General features: G+C 59.4%; 14 protein-coding genes. 4 read left to right on the top strand and 10 right to left on the bottom strand.

The features are described 5' to 3' along the window. The first annotated feature begins 1 nt into the window (after position 1). Positions 2 to 397: a winged helix-turn-helix domain-containing protein gene (locus tag CFBP5499_RS12015; RefSeq protein ID WP_080827577.1), complete on the top strand. Its 396-nt coding sequence runs from the start codon at positions 2 to 4 to the stop codon at positions 395 to 397. On the opposite strand, the gene modC is transcribed toward CFBP5499_RS12015, so the two are convergent. The 4 genes from modC to CFBP5499_RS11995 form a co-directional block, all read right to left on the bottom strand. Beyond that, positions 366 to 1442 (bottom strand): molybdenum ABC transporter ATP-binding protein, encoded by a 1077-nt coding sequence (gene modC / locus CFBP5499_RS12010; protein ID WP_080827195.1) that lies wholly within the window; start codon positions 1440 to 1442, stop codon positions 366 to 368. The two genes, CFBP5499_RS12015 and modC, sit on opposite strands and share 32 nt — an antisense overlap. Further along, positions 1439 to 2146: a molybdate ABC transporter permease subunit gene (gene modB / locus CFBP5499_RS12005; protein WP_080827196.1), complete on the bottom strand. Its 708-nt coding sequence runs from the start codon at positions 2144 to 2146 to the stop codon at positions 1439 to 1441. The genes modC and modB overlap by 4 nt, the downstream gene beginning before the upstream one ends. A gap of 53 nt (positions 2147 to 2199) precedes the next feature. Then, positions 2200 to 2991 (bottom strand): molybdate ABC transporter substrate-binding protein, encoded by a 792-nt coding sequence (gene modA, locus CFBP5499_RS12000; protein ID WP_080827197.1) that lies wholly within the window; start codon positions 2989 to 2991, stop codon positions 2200 to 2202. Between the two features lie 253 nt (positions 2992 to 3244). Further along, positions 3245 to 4528, bottom strand: coding sequence for an NAD(P)/FAD-dependent oxidoreductase (locus CFBP5499_RS11995; protein ID WP_080827198.1), 1284 nt, complete (start codon positions 4526 to 4528; stop codon positions 3245 to 3247). Positions 4529 to 4658: 130 nt separating this feature from the next. Here CFBP5499_RS11995 and CFBP5499_RS11990 point away from each other — a divergent pair, with 130 nt between their 5' ends. Together CFBP5499_RS11990 and CFBP5499_RS11985 are read left to right on the top strand one after the other, a co-directional pair. Next, entirely contained in the window at positions 4659 to 5585 is a 927-nt protein-coding gene (locus CFBP5499_RS11990; RefSeq protein ID WP_080827199.1) for a LysR family transcriptional regulator, read from the top strand. 103 nt (positions 5586 to 5688) lie between these two features. Next, positions 5689 to 5925: an Lrp/AsnC ligand binding domain-containing protein gene (locus tag CFBP5499_RS11985; protein WP_080827578.1), complete on the top strand. Its 237-nt coding sequence runs from the start codon at positions 5689 to 5691 to the stop codon at positions 5923 to 5925. Positions 5926 to 6280: 355 nt separating this feature from the next. Here the strand turns inward: CFBP5499_RS11985 and CFBP5499_RS11980 are convergent, their stop codons facing one another. The 3 genes from CFBP5499_RS11980 to epmA all read right to left on the bottom strand — a co-directional run bounded on the left by CFBP5499_RS11980 (position 6281) and on the right by epmA (position 8973). Next, on the bottom strand, positions 6281 to 6469 hold the full coding sequence (locus tag CFBP5499_RS11980) for a hypothetical protein (RefSeq protein ID WP_080827200.1): 189 nt from the start codon (positions 6467 to 6469) through the stop codon (positions 6281 to 6283). 378 nt (positions 6470 to 6847) lie between these two features. Beyond that, positions 6848 to 7912: a lysine-2,3-aminomutase-like protein gene (locus CFBP5499_RS11975; protein WP_080827201.1), complete on the bottom strand. Its 1065-nt coding sequence runs from the start codon at positions 7910 to 7912 to the stop codon at positions 6848 to 6850. Beyond that, positions 7909 to 8973, bottom strand: coding sequence for an EF-P lysine aminoacylase EpmA (gene epmA, locus CFBP5499_RS11970; protein ID WP_080827202.1), 1065 nt, complete (start codon positions 8971 to 8973; stop codon positions 7909 to 7911). Before epmA ends, CFBP5499_RS11975 begins: the two co-directional genes overlap by 4 nt. 250 nt (positions 8974 to 9223) lie before the next feature. Between epmA and efp the strand changes: the two genes are divergently transcribed. Continuing rightward, positions 9224 to 9793 (top strand): elongation factor P, encoded by a 570-nt coding sequence (gene efp / locus CFBP5499_RS11965; protein WP_080827203.1) that lies wholly within the window; start codon positions 9224 to 9226, stop codon positions 9791 to 9793. 121 nt (positions 9794 to 9914) lie between these two features. Here the strand turns inward: efp and CFBP5499_RS11960 are convergent, their stop codons facing one another. The 3 genes from CFBP5499_RS11960 to CFBP5499_RS11950 all read right to left on the bottom strand — a co-directional run bounded on the left by CFBP5499_RS11960 (position 9915) and on the right by CFBP5499_RS11950 (position 15855). Next, positions 9915 to 11360 (bottom strand): efflux transporter outer membrane subunit, encoded by a 1446-nt coding sequence (locus CFBP5499_RS11960; RefSeq protein ID WP_080827204.1) that lies wholly within the window; start codon positions 11358 to 11360, stop codon positions 9915 to 9917. Positions 11361 to 11509: 149 nt separating this feature from the next. Further along, a complete protein-coding gene (locus CFBP5499_RS11955) occupies positions 11510 to 14599 on the bottom strand; it encodes an efflux RND transporter permease subunit (protein WP_080827205.1) in 3090 nt (1029 codons plus the stop codon). 53 nt (positions 14600 to 14652) lie between these two features. Next, positions 14653 to 15855 (bottom strand): efflux RND transporter periplasmic adaptor subunit, encoded by a 1203-nt coding sequence (locus tag CFBP5499_RS11950; protein ID WP_080827206.1) that lies wholly within the window; start codon positions 15853 to 15855, stop codon positions 14653 to 14655. Between the last annotated feature and the right edge of the window lie 121 nt (positions 15856 to 15976).

Here is a 15976-nt window from a genome sequence, read left to right as displayed (position 1 = left end):
CATGAGCGAGACACGCCCGCTGCTGAAATCCGTTCTCCGCATCGATTTTCCGCCGGGGGAGCGTCTGGGCCACGGCAAGGTCGAGTTGATGGAATTGATTGCCGAGACCGGATCGATCTCCGCCGCCGGTCGGGCGATGGATATGTCCTATCGCCGCGCATGGCTGCTGGTGGATGCGCTGAACCACATGTTCAGGCACCCGGTAATCGAATCACAGCGCGGCGGCAAGCAGGGGGGAGGCGCTGCGCTCACCGCTTTTGGCGCCGAATTGCTGGAGCGTTATCGTGGCATGGAGGAGCGGATGAACGAGGCTCTGCGCGGGGATATCGACTGGCTGGAGGCCAACCGTAACCCTGATGATGCGCTCAATAGGGATCGAGAGCCGCCGACTTTATGATCGCATGCACCGGTTTTCCGGGCTCCAGATGCAGCCGTTCGCGCGACAGGTCGGTGATGCGCGACTGGATGATATCGCCGCTGCAATCCACCAGGATCGTCACCATTCCGTCCTCGCTCTCCGAGACATTGGCGACATGGCCTTCGAGAATGTTGAGCGCGCTGAGGCCCTCGGGTTTTACCAGAGCCAGCATGACATCGCGGGCCGGTATCAGCACCCGCGCGGGGCTGTCCGGCGTTGCCTTCTTTGCTGGAACCTGCAGTAACGCCGTGCTGAGCCGGACGGCGGCAAGGCCATGCCGTTCATCGAAGCTTTCGATGTTTCCTGAAAGGATGCTGCCCGCTTCCCGCCACTCGAGATGGGTGCTGAAATCGGGTCTCGACAGCACCTCGGCCGCTTTTCCTTCCGCCTCCACCTTGCCGTCTTTCATCACCACGATGCGGTCTGCAAGGCGGGCGACTTCCTGGATGGAATGGCTGACATAAACGATCGGAATTTTCGTCTCGTCGCGCAGCCGCTCGAGATAGGGAATGATCTCGGCCTTCCGCTGCTCATCCAGCGAGGCGAGCGGTTCGTCCATCAGCAGCAGTCTTGGGGAGGAAAGCAGCGCGCGGCCAATGGCGACACGCTGTTTTTCCCCGCCCGACAGCCTGTTCGGGTGGCGCTGCAGAAGATGGCCGATGCCGAGCATGTCGATGATGCGGTCGTCATTCGTATTTGTGCCTTTGCCTGCGGCGAACCATCTGCCGTATCGCAGGTTCTGCGCGACGCTGAGATGCGGGAAGAGCCGTGCCTCCTGAAAGACATAACCGAAGCGACGCTTATGGGCCGGCAGAAACAGGCGCTTCCCACTATCGGCCAGCAATTCGCCATCGAGTGAAACCTGTCCTTCATCCGGCCGCAGCAGGCCGGCAATGATGCGGATCATCGATGTCTTGCCGGAGCCGGAACGTCCGAACAGCGCAGTGACGCCGCCTTCGGAGGTGAAGGATGCGTCGAGTTCGAAGGTGCCGAGGCGGTGACGGGTGGAGACTGAAAGTGTCATTCCATGCTCACCCTTTTCCCGATGATGCGGGCCAGAAACTCCGAGACGAGCAGGGCAAGCATGGAAATCACGACCGAAACGATGGTGAGGCGCAATGCGCCGGCATCACCGCCCGGGACCTGTGTGAAGGTGTAGATGGCGGCGGACAGCGTCTGGGTCTCGCCCGGAATGTTTGAAACGAAGGTGATGGTCGCGCCGAATTCGCCCATGGCCTTGGCGAAAGCGAGGATCATGCCGGCGATGATGCCGGGCAGGGTCAGGGGCAGGGTGACGGTGAGGAACACCCAGAGCGGGCTTGCCCCCAATGTCCCCGCCGCCTCTTCCAGCTTACGGTCCACCGCTTCGATGGAGAGACGAATGGAGCGGACCATCAGCGGAAAGGCCATGACGGCGCAGGCAAGTGCCGCCCCTGTCCAGCGAAAGGAAAAGACGATGCCGAACCAACTATCGAGAAATTGACCGATCGCACCTCTGCGGCCGAAGAGAACGAGTAGCAGAAAGCCGGTGACGACTGGTGGCAGAATGAGGGGCAGGTGGACAATGTCGTTGAGCAGCGATTTGCCCCAGAAGCGGCCGCGCGCCAGCGCCACGGCCACCGCTATGCCGAAGGGCAGGCTGGCAAACATGGCGATGGAGGACACCCACAGGCTGAGCCTGATTGCCGTCCATTCTTCAGCGCTGAGTGTCCACCAATGCAATGCCATATCCTGCAATCATCATGTTTCATGCCCCGCCGGGAAGCGGGCCTGGAGCAAGCTTATTTCAAAACGGTAAAGCCTTGCTTTTCGAAGAAAGGCGTCGCTTTCGCGGACTTCAGGAAATCCAGATAGGACTTCGCTGCCGGCGATTTTGCTTCCGAGAGAATGGCGACCGGATAGATGATCGGCGGGTGGCTGTCTTCCGGGAAGGCGCCGACGATCTTCACGCCGGGATCAGCGGCGGCGTCGGTCTGGTAAACTATGCCGTAGGGCGCTTCGCCGCGCGAGACGAGCAGCAGGGCGGCGCGAACGCTTTCCGCGCCGGCGACTTTCTTTTCGACCGAAGACCAGACGCCGAGCTTTTCCAGTGCGGCCTTGCCGTATTTGCCTGCGGGAACGGAATCGACCGCGCCCATGGCGAGGCGGCCATCGCCCACGAGAGCCGCAAGATCGAAGCCCTGCTTGATCTCGACCGGCTTTGCCTTGTCGGCAGGCGCCACGAGAACGATGCGGTTGCCGAGAAGGTTGGAGCGGCTGTCGGCATTGATCAGCTTCTTGTCGGCGACATAGTCCATCCATGCGAGGTCGGCAGAGATGAAAATATCCGCCGGTGCGCCCTGCTCGATCTGCTTGGCGAGCGCCGAGCTTGCGGCATAAGAAGCCGTCGCCTCGTTGCCGCTTTCCTTCGCCCATTCGGCATTGATGGCGTCGAGCGCGTTTTTCATGCTCGCGGCGGCAAAAACTGTAACCTTTTCGGCGGCATGGGCCGGAGCAGCCATGAAGGAGGCCACCACCCAGAAGGATGTGGCGGCGGCAATGGTTTTGAAGAAGCTGCGGCGCATAAGTCTCATGGTTTGTCCCCGGTTAGATATATTCTGATGAATATAACGATAGGCCTATAGGGCAATCATTATATTTTCAAGGATATATCGATGAGGTGGGGAAAGCGCGGCTGCGGATGTCTTTGTGAGGAGATGGTTAAGCTGAAAATTCTGGCTTCGTCATGCTCGGGCTTGTCCCGAGCATCTGTGACGTGTCATTTTAATGCGACGTGATTGGATCCTTGGGACAAGCCCAAGGATGTCGTCGAGTCGGCAGCTTGAGTCAAAATCGCTCGCCGGCGAAATGGGCGATCTGCGCGCCCGCCTCGTAATAGGCTTCCTTCACCGCGCGAAAAGCCTGTGCTTTCGGCTCCGTTACCGGCAAGGGCAGATCGGCTTCGGCGATTTCGCCGAGAATATGCTGCGCAATCACTTTGCCGAAGGCCGTGCCCGGCGCGATGCCGCGGCCGTTGTAACCCGAGAAGCCGACGACATTATCCGCAAATTTGTGGAAGCGCGGCACGGCATTGTCCGTCATGCCGATCTGGCCGTACCACTCACATTCGAATTCCGCATCGCCCAGCTGCGGGAAAAGCCGCTTCAGCGAGCGTTTCGCCCAGGCACGATGGATGGCGGCGCCGGTGCCACGCAGCGCACCGACACTGCCGAAGACGAGCCGACCGGCCTTGTCCATGCGGAAGGATGAAAGGATTTCCTTCGTATCCCAGCAGCCTTGCCGGCCGGGCAGGATGCTTTTCTGCAGATTGTCGCTGAGCGGCCTTGTCGCGAAATTGAAATAGGGCAGGTAAACCTGTTCCTCGCGGATGATCCGCCAGGGGCCGGTGCTGTAGGCCTCGGTTGCGACGACAATCCATTTTGCCGTCACCGATCCTTCAGCGGTTTTCACCACCCATTTTGCGCCGTTGCGGCCGGTGTCGATGACCGGGCTTGCCGTATGCAGCCGGACGCCGGCCTTCTGTGCCGCGCCAGCAAGGCCACGAACATAGGCCAGCGGCTGGATCGTGCCGGCGCGGCTGTCGAGAAGCGCACCGGAATAGGCGTTGCTGCCGATATGCCTCGCCGTTTCCTCGGCGTCGAGAACACGAACGGGCGCGCCCCTTGCCGACCATTGCGCGCAGCGCTCGCGGATTTCGGCGAGCCCTTTTTCGCCGACGGCGCAATGCAGCGTACCGTTTTTCTCGATCTCGCAGGGGATGCCGTGTTTTTCCACCAGCTCACGCACCAGAAGCGGGGCATCGCCCAGAAGATCGAGAAGCCGTTCGCCGTAAGTTTCACCCAGCACATCGGGAAGCTCTTTGGGCATGACCCACATGCCGCCATTGATGAGGCCGACATTGCGCCCCGCGCCGCCGAAACCGATCTCTTTCGCTTCCAGCAGAACGACGTCCAGACCGCGTTCGGCAAGATGCAGCGCGGCGGATTGTCCGGTGAAACCACCGCCGACAACCACGACGTCGGCAACCGCATCCCCTTGCAGTGCAGGCGTCACGGGCGGCTGCGGCGCGGTCTTTTCCCAGAGGCCATGCGAGCGGGGGTCGTTGTACATCGTTCCACCATATTGCGGGCGAGTTCATTTGATTTGCGTATGAGTGACAAGCCCTTGTTTATGAGACTTTACAAACCACTCCGTCTGTTGAATATCGACATATCGTCAAGAGTTCATTCCGTGAGGGAATATGGTCCTGCCGCCGCGCCGTTTTCTGCCGTCGCTTTCGCTGCTGGCAGCCTTCGAGGCCGCCTCGCGCACCGGTAGCGTTACGGCTGCGGCAAGGGAGCTGGGCCTGACACAGGGTGCGGTCAGCCGGCAGATTCTGGCGCTTGAAGAGCAGCTTGGCGTGGCGCTGTTTCTGCGTGAACGGCAGACCATCCGGTTGACCCGGGCGGGGGAAGGTTATGCGCGGGAAATCCGCGAGGCTTTGCGGCGTATTTCGACGGCGTCGCTCAACCTGCGCGCCAATCCGGATGGCGGCACGCTCAATCTCGGTGTCCTGCCCAGCTTCGGCACGCGCTGGCTGGTGCCGCGCCTTCCGGATTTCATCGCCCGGCATCCCGGCGTTTCCGTTAATCTTCTGACGCGGTCGTCGCTGTTCGACTTCCGCACCGATACCGTCGATGCGGCGATCCATTTCGGATTGCCGCATTGGCCGGGCACCGAGCTGGTTTTCCTGATGCATGAAAAAGTCATTCCGGTGTGCAGCCCGGCTTTCAAGGAACGTCACGGGCTTTCTCGGCCGGATGATCTGCTGCATGTGCCGCTGCTGCACATGACAACCCGGCCGGACGCCTGGGAACAATGGTTTCGCAGCCATGATGTGCGTTTCGACAATGTGCATGGCATGCTGTTCGATCAGTTCACGACGATTGCCGAGGCGGCGAGCGCTGGCGTCGGGGCTTCGCTTGTGCCTTCCTTCATGATCGAGGAGGAATTGCGAAGCGGCCGTCTGGTCGCGGCCGTTCCGGGGGAAGTGGAAAGCGACGAGGCCTATTATCTTGCCTGCATGCCGGATCGCGCCAGCTATCCGCCACTCGAAAGTTTCCGACGCTGGATCGTTTCTCAGGCTGCAATCGGCAGAGATGGCGGCGGCGAAGACTTTTCGGCGTAAACCGGGGCTCGGTCTTGCAAGAGCGGCGCGGCTAAGCCAATAGTGCGCCATGACGTGTGGCGGACGGCGCCACGCACCGCAAGTTCCAATACGGGAGATGTCCGTGAAGCCCATTTTTGTTCAGCTTCAATGCGTGCCCGGCAAGACCTATGATGTCGCCGACGCCATTTATAAAACCGAACTGGTTTCGGAGCTTTATTCCACCAGCGGCGAATATGATCTGATGCTGAAAATCTATCTTCCGCAGGAAGAGGATATCGGCAAATTCATCAACGAGAACATCGTCAATATTCCAGGTATCGTCCGCTCGCTGACGACGCTGACCTTCACCGCGTTCTGACTGTATGTCCGGCCTTCGACCGTGCATCCGTGCGGAGAGAAGGTCTTTTCAGTTCAAGGACTTGGCGGCGAGCAGCAGCCTTAAGGCTTGCTGCGGGCAAAAGGAATGAGGGAAGAGTTTGCAGCGCCAGGAAGGCCGTATACGAATCCTGATTAGAGGCCAATCGCGATTCGGAGGCGCTTTTTTAAGCTCACTGCATCAGAACTTTTAATACGCCCTGAATGGCTTACGGCCAGCTAGGCGGACGAATTGATATACTAAAAGCGCGCCATCGACCCGGTGTTCGGGATACGATATTGGGCGCGCTTTGGTTTTGACGGGGACGAGGCAGCGATCGAGTGACGGGTTTCCCGCATCAGGCCGCGGCCAGATTCCGGTTGCGCACGAGATCGCGGATGGCGATCCGCACGTCATCGGCGCTGTCGAAATTCTGTTCGTCCAGGTCGTGAACGTGGAACTTCACCGCGATGAACTTCAGCCGGTCGTTGTCCGGTATGACGATGCCGACGGGTTCGCCAGCGAATTCAATAACTTGCTTTTGCATAAATATACTCCCGCTGTGGCTCATTAACACAGCATGTTGTCGAACTGATTTTCAGGAAATTGAGACCGTCAGGTCACATTCGACAGCAGCGGGAACACGTGGATTTAAATCCAGCATTCCAGGACTCAAGACCAAGGATTGCGTTAATGTTGATATGTTTTGACATGATACACTCCCTGTATTGGTGTTGGCCCGGAATCAGGAGACTCGCTCTCCAGTTCCACACTGATAATCCAGACCAGCACTAAAATCAATGCTGATTGTTATAGGTAGAATATTTTTCTTTATGATGACAGGAGAGGGGCGGAAATGTGAAATTTTTGTTTTTGTGGGAAGCCGCCGCGAAAAGCCCGGCGTGGCGGGCTTTTTATGCTTTTTTTAATCGCTGCCGGATGCCGCCGGCGGGTAAATATGATCGTTTCCGTTGAAGTCTGAGACAGAGTAACAGCCGTCGCGCGTTTTTTCGGCCGCATTTCGGCCGATCGTTGCCTTGCCGTGACCGCCGGGAATGTCGAGGACGTAGGTCGGCTGACAAAGACCGGAGACATGCCCCCGCAAGGCGGAAACGATTCGCTGACCCTCTTCGATCGTCAGCCGGAAATGGCTTGTGCCTGGAGCAAGATCGGGGTGGTGCAGATAATAGGGCTTGATGCGGTTTTCGACGAAGCTGCGCATCAATTCGGTGAGAACCGCCGGATCATCGTTGATGCCCTTCAAAAGCACGGTCTGGCTGACCATGGCGATGCCGGCATCGATCAACCGTGCGCAGGCGCCTCTGGCCGCGTCGCCGAGTTCGCGAGCGTGATTGGCGTGCAGGGCGACATAGGTGGTCTTGCCGCTTGCCTTCAGTGCCTCGATCAGTGGCGCGTCGATGCGATCGGGATCGACAACCGGCACGCGGGTATGGAAACGGACGATCTTGACGTGCGGGATGTCCCGCAGGCGTTTCATCAGGTCCGACAATCGTCGCGGTGAGAGAACCAGAGGATCGCCGCCGGTGAGGATGACCTCCCAGATGGCCGGGTTGGCCTTTATGTAGGCGAATGCGGCATCCAGCTCTTCCGGGCTCATCATGCCGTTGCCCTGCGGGCCGACCATTTCGCGGCGGAAACAGAAACGGCAATAGACCGGGCAGACATGCACTGCCTTTAAAAGCACGCGGTCGGGATAACGGTGAACGATGCCGTGGACAGGGCTATGGGCGTCATCGCCGATCGGGTCGTCGCGTTCTTCGGGAAGATGAACGAGTTCGGCCAGATCAGGCACGAATTGCCGGGCGATCGGATCCTGCGGATCGCGACTGTCCATCAGCCCGGCAACCGTTGGTGTGATGGCGAGCGCATAACGCTGCGTCACCGCGCGCAGGCCCTCGAGCGCTTCGGCTTCGATCAGCCCCGCTTCGAGAAGCGCTTCCGGTGTCTTGATGGTTTCAAGCCTTGTCATCGTCCATATTCCGCGACGGGCGCCCACATGACGAGATCGATACGGGGCGCACCGGTTGCCAGCATTACCAGCCGGTCGAAACCGAGTGCTATGCCGCTTGCCGGCGGCATGATTGCAAGTGCCGCCAGGAAATCCTCATCCAGCGGATAGGTTTCGCCATAGACCCTCTGTTTCTCGGCCATCTCCATCTCGAAACGCCGCCGTTGCTCGGCAGCATCGGTCAATTCGCCGAAGGCATTGGCAAGTTCCACGCCGCAGGCATAAAGCTCGAACCGTTCCGCCACCCGCGCATCCCCAGGAGACTTACGGGCAAGGGCCGCTTCGCTGGTGGGATATTCATCAAGAATGGTGGCGCGGCCGAAACCGAGTTCGGGCTCCACGCGCTCGACGATGACGCGGCTGAACATATCTGCCCAGGTATCGTCATCGGCCACGCGGATGCCGGCATTGGTGAGGCTCGCGGCCAGGTGGCGCTCATCCGTTTCACCATTGCGGCTGATGGTTGCCAGCAGATCAATTCCGGCATAACGCTCGAAGGCCTCGGCAACGCTCAGACGTTCCGGTTCGAGGAAGGGATCGACGCTGCGGCCGCGATAGGTGAAATGTTTTGTCCTGGTGGTTTCGGCCGCCAGCGCCAGAAGATGGGCGCTGTCCTTCATCAGGCTCTCATAGGTTTCGCCGACCCTATACCATTCCAGCATGGTAAATTCAGGGTGGTGCAGCGGGCCCCTTTCCCGGTTCCGATAGACATGGGCGAAACAGGAAATACGTTTTTCACCAGCGGCGAGCAGTTTCTTGCAGGCAAATTCCGGCGAGGTGTGGAGATAAAGCGGCACGGCCTCGCCGCCCGGCGTCAGGCCCTCGGTGGCAAAGGCGTGCAGATGCGCTTCATTGCCGGGGGAAACCTGCAGGGTGGCGGTGTCGACTTCGAGAAAATCGGCACGGGCGAAATAGCCGCGAAATGCTGACTGGATCGCGTTGCGGCCAAGGAGAAAAGCGCGGCGGTCGGCGTGGACATCCGGTGTCCACCATGGCGACATTGTCTCGTTGCTTGCGCGCATCGTCTCTTCTTTTCCGTCTTCTCTGCGGCGCCCGACTGCGGGAAACGCCTCGCAAAACGCCTGATCGCATCATTTAAAGCAATTCCGGGCGGAAAACCGCTAGGCACTCTTCCGCGAATTGCTGTAGAAGGCTGGCAATTCGCGCGGATTTAAGGTAGTTGCGCCCCAGAAAAAAGACAAAACGTCTGCCGGGGCCTGTGCTGCCGCGCAGTCCTTTACGACGCATTTCATCGAGTTACAAGGAAGTCATATGGTCAAGGTTATCGCCTCATCCGTCCGCAAGGGCAATGTTCTCGACGTGGACGGCAAGCTTTACGTCGTTCTTACCGCGCAGAACTTCCACCCCGGCAAGGGCACGCCGGTCACGCAGGTGGATATGCGCCGCATCGTTGACGGCACGAAGGTATCCGAGCGCTGGCGCACCACCGAGCAGGTCGAGCGGGCATTCGTTGAAGACCTGAACTTCCAGTTTCTTTATGAAGACGGCGAAGGCTTCCACTTCATGAACCCGGAAAATTACGACCAGGTGGTTGTCGATGTCGATACGATGGGCGATCAGAAGGCCTATCTTCAGGAAGGCATGACCTGCGTTCTTTCCATCCACGAAGGCAACCCGCTGGCGGTCGAACTGCCGCGCCACGTCACGCTGGAAATCGTGGAGACCGAACCGGTTGTGAAAGGCCAGACGGCGTCTTCTTCCTACAAGCCGGCAATTCTCTCCAACGGCATCCGCACCATGGTGCCGCCGCATATCGATGCCGGTATCCGCGTGGTCATCGCCACGGAAGACAATTCCTACGTCGAGCGCGCCAAGAACTGAGCCTGACGGCAGGTTAAACAAAAAGCACCGGGCGACCGGTGCTTTTTTTATTTTATGCCCTGAATAACAAAAAAGCCCGCGTCGAGACGCGGGCTTTTTTGTTTGTCTTTTTGGGCCGCTGTTACATGCCCTTGGCGGCGGCAACGGTAGGGCCTGCCGGCTTCTTCGGCGCGGCGGTCTGGCCAACGGCATAACCGCCGCCGAGCGCCACGTTCAGCGACACATAGTCCTGCGCCGTCTGCTGCACGGCCTGGGCAAGATTTGCCTGTGCCGTGGAAACCTGACGCTGCGCATCGAGAACGTCGAGCAGCGAAGACGCGCCGTCGCGGTAGCTGGCGGTCGAGAGCTGCAGCGCTTCCTGGTAGGAAGCCACCGTCCTGCGCAGCGCATCGGCCGTACGCTGGTCGCGGTTAACGGCGGCCAGAGCGTTTTCGACTTCTTCCACGGCAGTCAGAACCGTCTGCTTCCAGACAAGGTATTCTTCACGCGCCTGCGAATTGGCCAGATCGATATTGGCGCGGATGCTGCCGCCATCCAGGATCGGAAGAACAAGGCTGGGGCCGAAGGACCAGCCGTTTGCCGAGCCCCTGCTGCCGCCGCTGACGAAGTTGTAGCTTGGCGTGATGGCGCCACCGAGTTCGATGCTCGGATAAAGCTGGGATTCAGCAACGCCGATCTTTGCCACTGCTGCCGCAAGTTCACGCTCGGCAACACGGATGTCCGGACGGTTGCGAATGAGGTCGGCCGGAATGCCGGTGCGCGGAATGCTACGGGCAACAGGCTGGCGTGCGCCCTTCTGCAGTTCGTCAATGAGCGACGAAGCCGGCATACCAAGCAGCGTGGCGATGCGATGCGCCGCCTTGCGGAAGTTGGTTTCAAGGCCCGGTAGTTCGGATAGCGTCGAATTGACCAGACCTTCGGACTGAACAACATCGAGACGCGAGGCCGCACCTGCTTCAAGCTGCAGCTTGGTCAGGTCAAGCGTTTCGCGACGGGAAGAAAGGTTCTGTCGGGCAATCGCCAGACGTTCCTGATAATAGCGCACGTCGATATAGGCGGCGGCGACCGAGGAAATCAGCGTCAGGCGCTGAACGTCAACGGTGGAGTAAGCGGCATCAAGCGATGCATTGGCGCTTTCCGTGGCGCGGCGGTAACGGCCGAAGAGGTCGAGCAGCCAGGAAACGCTGAGGCTGCCGGAAGATGCATTGGTGACGGGGACGTCACGATAGCTGCCCTTGGTCTGGCTGGTCGTATGCTGTCCCTGCGCCGTCAGGCTGGGCAGACCGCCCGCACCGGCCGAGATCACCTGGGCTTCCGCCTGGTTGATGCGTTCGATGGCCTGCATCACCGTCAGGTTCTGGCTGAGGCCGGTGGAAACATAACCGTTCAGGCGGCTGTCGTTGAAGGCTGTCCACCAAGCAACGGTGCTAATGTCGCCATTACTGGTTTTTCCGGCTTCCGCAAACTTTCCCGGCAATTGAATTTCCGGCGTCTTGTGGTCGGGTCCGACAACGCAGCCTGAAAGCAGCAGCATTGTCAGGGGAAGGGTAGCGCGAATAGACAGCATGTAATTTTCCCAATTCTCTGGTTGGCTTACCGAGCGCGGCTTGCTGACAAATGGGCTGCGCGGTCGATATGCCGTAGAAACGTGCATTTGCCAAATCGGCAATATTTCTAGCAGCGTATTAACGGTTGGCACAGCCCATTTTTGTTTTGTTAACGCCTTGAAAGGCGACGAATGATGACGAAAAAGGACGGAACGAAGAAAATTCCGAGCAGTGTTGCAGAAAGCATACCACCCAGCACCCCGATTCCGATTGCGTTTTGCGCGGCGGAACCCGCTCCGGTTGCGATTGCGAGAGGCACGACGCCGAGGATGAAGGCGAGCGATGTCATGATAATCGGACGCAGGCGCAGCTTCGCCGCCTCCAGCGCCGCTTCCACCAGACCTAACCCGTGCTCCTGCCTCTCCTTGGCGAACTCAACGATCAGGATCGCGTTTTTCGCGGCAAGGCCAATGGTCGTCAACAGGCCCACCTTGAAGTAGACGTCGTTCGTCTGGCCGAAGAAATGGGCCGCCGTCAAGGCACCGAGGACCCCGACCGGCACGGCCAGGATGACCGAGAACGGGATCGACCAGCTTTCATAAAGGGCAGCAAGGCAAAGGAACACGATCAGAACCGACAGCGCGTAAAGCATCGGCGCCTGTGAGCCGGAAAGGCGTTCCTGATAGGAAATGCCCTGCCATGCCACGGTGTAACCGCCAGGCATGCTTGCCGTCAGGCGTTCCATCTCGTCCATGGCTTCACCGGAGGCCACGCCTGCGCCGGCGGTGCCTTCAAGCGAGATCGCGCCTGTACCGTTGAAGCGGGCAAGAGACGGCGGCGCGTTGATCCACTTCACCTCGCTGAAGGAGGAGAATGGCACCATCTCGCCAGTGGTATTGCGGGCATACCAATATTTCAGGTCGTCCGGCTGCATGCGATAGGGCGCATCACCCTGCACATAGACAGGCTTGAGTTCACCGTTCAGGGTGAAGTCATTGACATCACGGCCAGCAAAGATCGTCGACAGCATGAGGTTCACGGAGGACAGATCGACCCCCATGGCTCCCATCTTTTCCTGATCGAGAACGATCTTCATCTGGGTTTCATTGTCCTGACTGTCGCTTCTGAGCGAGCTGATCTTAGGATTGCCCGTCGCAAGCGCTATCAGTTCCTTCGATGAGGCGGTCAAAGCATCGGTGCCATTGCGGCCGCTATCCACGAGATACATCGAGAAACCGCTCGATGTGCCCATGCCCTGAATTGCCGGCGGCAAAAGCGGGAACACCTGCGCATCACGGAAACCGAAGAAGGTGCCCATGGCACGCTGCACGATGGCGCCGGCGTGTTGATCGGGTGCGGTTCGTTCGGCGAAATCCTTGAGCTTGGTGAAGACGATGGCGTTGTTCTGGCCCGAACCGCTGAAGCTGAAGCCCAGCACGCCGAAAACCGATTCGACATTGGCAGCTTCTTTTTCGCGGAAGTAGCTTTCGACCTGCTTGACCACCTCGTTGGTGCGCTCGATGTTCGAACCGGTCGGTGTCTGAATGATCGTCAGCAGCACGCCCTGGTCTTCCTGCGGCAGGAACGAGCTTGGCAGTTTTGAAAAGAACCAGGCGCAGCCGCCGACGACGATCAGGAACAGGATCGTGACACGCATGGGCCGCTTCAACAGGTAACCGATGGAGGAAACATAGCCGTTCGTCGTCTTGCCGAAACCGCGGTTGAACCACGCACCCGGACCACGCTGCTTTTTGTTATGGTCGATCGGCTTCAGCATCGTAGCGCAAAGCGCCGGCGTCAGAACGATGGCGACCACTGCTGAAAGCAGCATGGCCGAAACGATGGTGATCGAGAACTGGCGATAGATGATGCCGGTCGATCCACCGAAGAAGGCCATCGGGATGAACACGGCGGTCAGGACAAGCGCGATACCGATGATTGCACCGGTGATCTCGCCCATCGACTTCTCGGTGGCTTCAACCGGTGAAAGGCCTTCTTCCGACATGATACGCTCGACGTTTTCGACAACGACAATGGCATCGTCGACGAGAAGGCCGATGGCCAGAACCATGGCGAACATGGTGAGTGTATTGATGGAATAGCCCGTAAGCGCCAGGATGCCGAAGGTGCCGAGAAGCACGACCGGCACGGCGATCATCGGAATGAATGTGGCCCTGAGGTTTTGCAGGAACACCAGAAGCACGACGAAGACGAGGATGATCGCCTCGATCAGCGTATGCACCACTTTCTCGATCGACAGCTTTACGAAGGGCGTCGTGTCATAGGGATATTCGATCGAAACGCCCTCAGGCAGCGAGCCCTCGACATTGGTCAGGGCGGCTTTCACGCGTGCCGCCGTGTCGAGCGCGTTTGCACCCGTGGCGAGGTTGACCGCGAAACCGGCCGAAGGGCGGCCGTTGGAACGCGAATCGCCGCCATAGGTTTCCTGGCCGATCTCGATGCGGGCGACGTCGCTGAGACGGACGGTTGCGCCGTCCTTTTCGACTTTCAGGATGACCGATTCGAAATCGGCGACGGTGGTGAGCTGGCTCTGCGCCGTCACCGTCACGTTCAGCTGCTGGCCCTTGACGGCCGGTACTGCGCCGAGCGAGCCGACCGAAACCTGGGTATTCTGGCTTTCGATGGCGCCGGTAACGTCGGCCGTGGTCAGCTGGTATTTATTGAGCTTGAATGGATCCAGCCAGATGCGCATCGCATATTCGGAACCGAAGACATTGATGCTGCCCACGCCTTCGAGGCGCTTGATCTGGTCTTCGACACGCGAAGAGAACACGTCGCCAAGGTCGGCCGAATTGCGTTTGCCGTCGGTGGAGATCAACGCGCCCACCATCAGAATGCTCGATGTGGAGCGGCTGACCTGGATACCGCGCTGCTGCACGGTGTCGGGCAATTGCGACTGGACGAGCTGCAGCTTGTTCTGAACCTGGACCTGCGCGATGTCAGGCAGAATGCTGTTGCCGAAGGTCAGCGTCACTTCGGCGCTGCCCGTAGAGGATGACGAGGTCATATAGGTGAGGTCGTCGAGACCGGTCATGCCGTCCTCGATGATGGTTGTCACCGATTTTTCGACGGTCTCCGCGCTCGCGCCGTTATAGGTTGCGCTGACACGCACCGTCGTCGGCGCAATATCGGGATATTGCGAGATGGAGAGCGTCGCGATTGCCAATGCGCCGCCTAGCATGATGACGATGGCGATAACCCATGCAAAAACGGGGCGCCGGATGAAGAAATGGGCCATGGCAGTCCTGCCTTACCTTTTACGAGCTTCGACCGAGGGTTTCGTGCTCATGCTTATTTCGTGGGGGCGGCGGCAGGCGGAGCTTGCTGCGGCAGAACGACGATACCGCGATCATCGATGGTCACTTCAACCGGTGCGACCGTCGCACCTTCGGCAATCCACTGGAAGCCGTCGACGATGAGCTTGTCGCCATCCTTGACGTTTTCCGTCACCAGCCAGGCGTTTCCTGACTGCTGGCTGGATGGGAAGGTGCGGGTTTCCACCTTGTTTTCCGCCGAGACGAACTTTGCGGTCAGCTCGCCATTGGCGTTCCGGCTTGCCGCGCGCTGCGGAATGCGGAAGCCCTTTTCCTTGCCGATGGTCAGCGTGGCGCGGACATAGGTGCCGGGAAGCAGAAGATCGTCCGGATTGTCGAAGAGGGCGCGGATGGAGAAGGTGCCGGTGGTTTCGCTCACCGCCATGTCTGACATGTCGATCTTGCCGTCGTGCTTGTATTCGGTTCCGTCTTCCAGCGTCAGGTGAATGCCGGTTTCCTTCGTGTCGCCACCGAGCTGACCGGAGGAGATCGCCTTCTTCAGACGCAGAAGATTGATGCTGGATTCCATCAGGTCGATATAGATCGGATCGATGCGGCGCAGCGTCGTCAAGGCCGTGGTCTGGTTCGCCGTCACCACGTTGCCGATGCTGAAAGCGGTTGCGCTGGTAATGCCGTCGAAAGGCGCGCGGACCTTGGTGAGATCGAGGTTGATTTCCGCCGTTTCCAGCGCCGCCTTGGTCTGGGCCACATCAGCTTCGGCCTGAAGCAGCGTCACCTTGGCGTTTTCATATTCGATCTGCGTCGCGCCGCTGTTGACCAGCCGCTCGTAGCGGGCAAGGTTCGCCTGGGCGCTCGGAACGCTGGCTTCCGCCTTCGCGACGCTTGCCTTGGCCTGTGCCACTTCCGCCAGATAGGTGTTGTCCTCGATCTGGTAGAGAACGTCGCCCTGCTTGACTTCGCTGCCTTCCTTGAAGGGAATTTCGCGGATGATGCCGGTCACCCGCGGGCGGATTTCCGCCGTCTGGAACGCGCTGGCGCGGCCAGGAAGAAGCGTGGTCAGGGGATATTCGCTGTTCTTCATAACGATGATGCTGACCGGAGACGGCGGACGCTCGGCACCCTGGCCGGCGGTCTTGCTGCTTTCGCCGCCATCGCTGCATCCCGCCAGAGCTGCGGTCACACACAGAGAAGCAAATAGGGTTAAAATACGTCGGCTCATCGTTCTTCCCTGCGTATTGATCGCATTCAACTATAAGCGCAATGTCGCTCGGCGGATGCGCGTCCGGAAACAGACACGACAGGCGAAGGCCGTTGGAAGGGACCCGATTCGCTCATTCTGT

This window comes from Agrobacterium tumefaciens (assembly GCF_005221325.1).
Taxonomy (GTDB): domain Bacteria; phylum Pseudomonadota; class Alphaproteobacteria; order Rhizobiales; family Rhizobiaceae; genus Agrobacterium.
This window is presented reverse-complemented; position numbering and strand designations above follow the sequence as displayed.

Bases quoted from the DNA above. Each gene is read 5' to 3' on its own strand.
- CFBP5499_RS12015 (WP_080827577.1), top strand. From the start codon at position 2: ATGAGCGAGACACGCCCGCTGCTGAAATCCGTTCTCCGCATCGATTTT.
- modC (WP_080827195.1), bottom strand. From the start codon at position 1,442: ATGACACTTTCAGTCTCCACCCGTCACCGCCTCGGCACCTTCGAACTC.
- modB (WP_080827196.1), bottom strand. From the start codon at position 2,146: ATGGCATTGCATTGGTGGACACTCAGCGCTGAAGAATGGACGGCAATC.
- modA (WP_080827197.1), bottom strand. From the start codon at position 2,991: ATGAGACTTATGCGCCGCAGCTTCTTCAAAACCATTGCCGCCGCCACA.
- CFBP5499_RS11995 (WP_080827198.1), bottom strand. From the start codon at position 4,528: ATGTACAACGACCCCCGCTCGCATGGCCTCTGGGAAAAGACCGCGCCG.
- CFBP5499_RS11990 (WP_080827199.1), top strand. From the start codon at position 4,659: ATGGTCCTGCCGCCGCGCCGTTTTCTGCCGTCGCTTTCGCTGCTGGCA.
- CFBP5499_RS11980 (WP_080827200.1), bottom strand. From the start codon at position 6,469: ATGCAAAAGCAAGTTATTGAATTCGCTGGCGAACCCGTCGGCATCGTC.
- CFBP5499_RS11975 (WP_080827201.1), bottom strand. From the start codon at position 7,912: ATGACAAGGCTTGAAACCATCAAGACACCGGAAGCGCTTCTCGAAGCG.
- epmA (WP_080827202.1), bottom strand. From the start codon at position 8,973: ATGCGCGCAAGCAACGAGACAATGTCGCCATGGTGGACACCGGATGTC.
- efp (WP_080827203.1), top strand. From the start codon at position 9,224: ATGGTCAAGGTTATCGCCTCATCCGTCCGCAAGGGCAATGTTCTCGAC.
- CFBP5499_RS11960 (WP_080827204.1), bottom strand. From the start codon at position 11,360: ATGCTGTCTATTCGCGCTACCCTTCCCCTGACAATGCTGCTGCTTTCA.
- CFBP5499_RS11955 (WP_080827205.1), bottom strand. From the start codon at position 14,599: ATGGCCCATTTCTTCATCCGGCGCCCCGTTTTTGCATGGGTTATCGCC.
- CFBP5499_RS11950 (WP_080827206.1), bottom strand. From the start codon at position 15,855: ATGAGCCGACGTATTTTAACCCTATTTGCTTCTCTGTGTGTGACCGCA.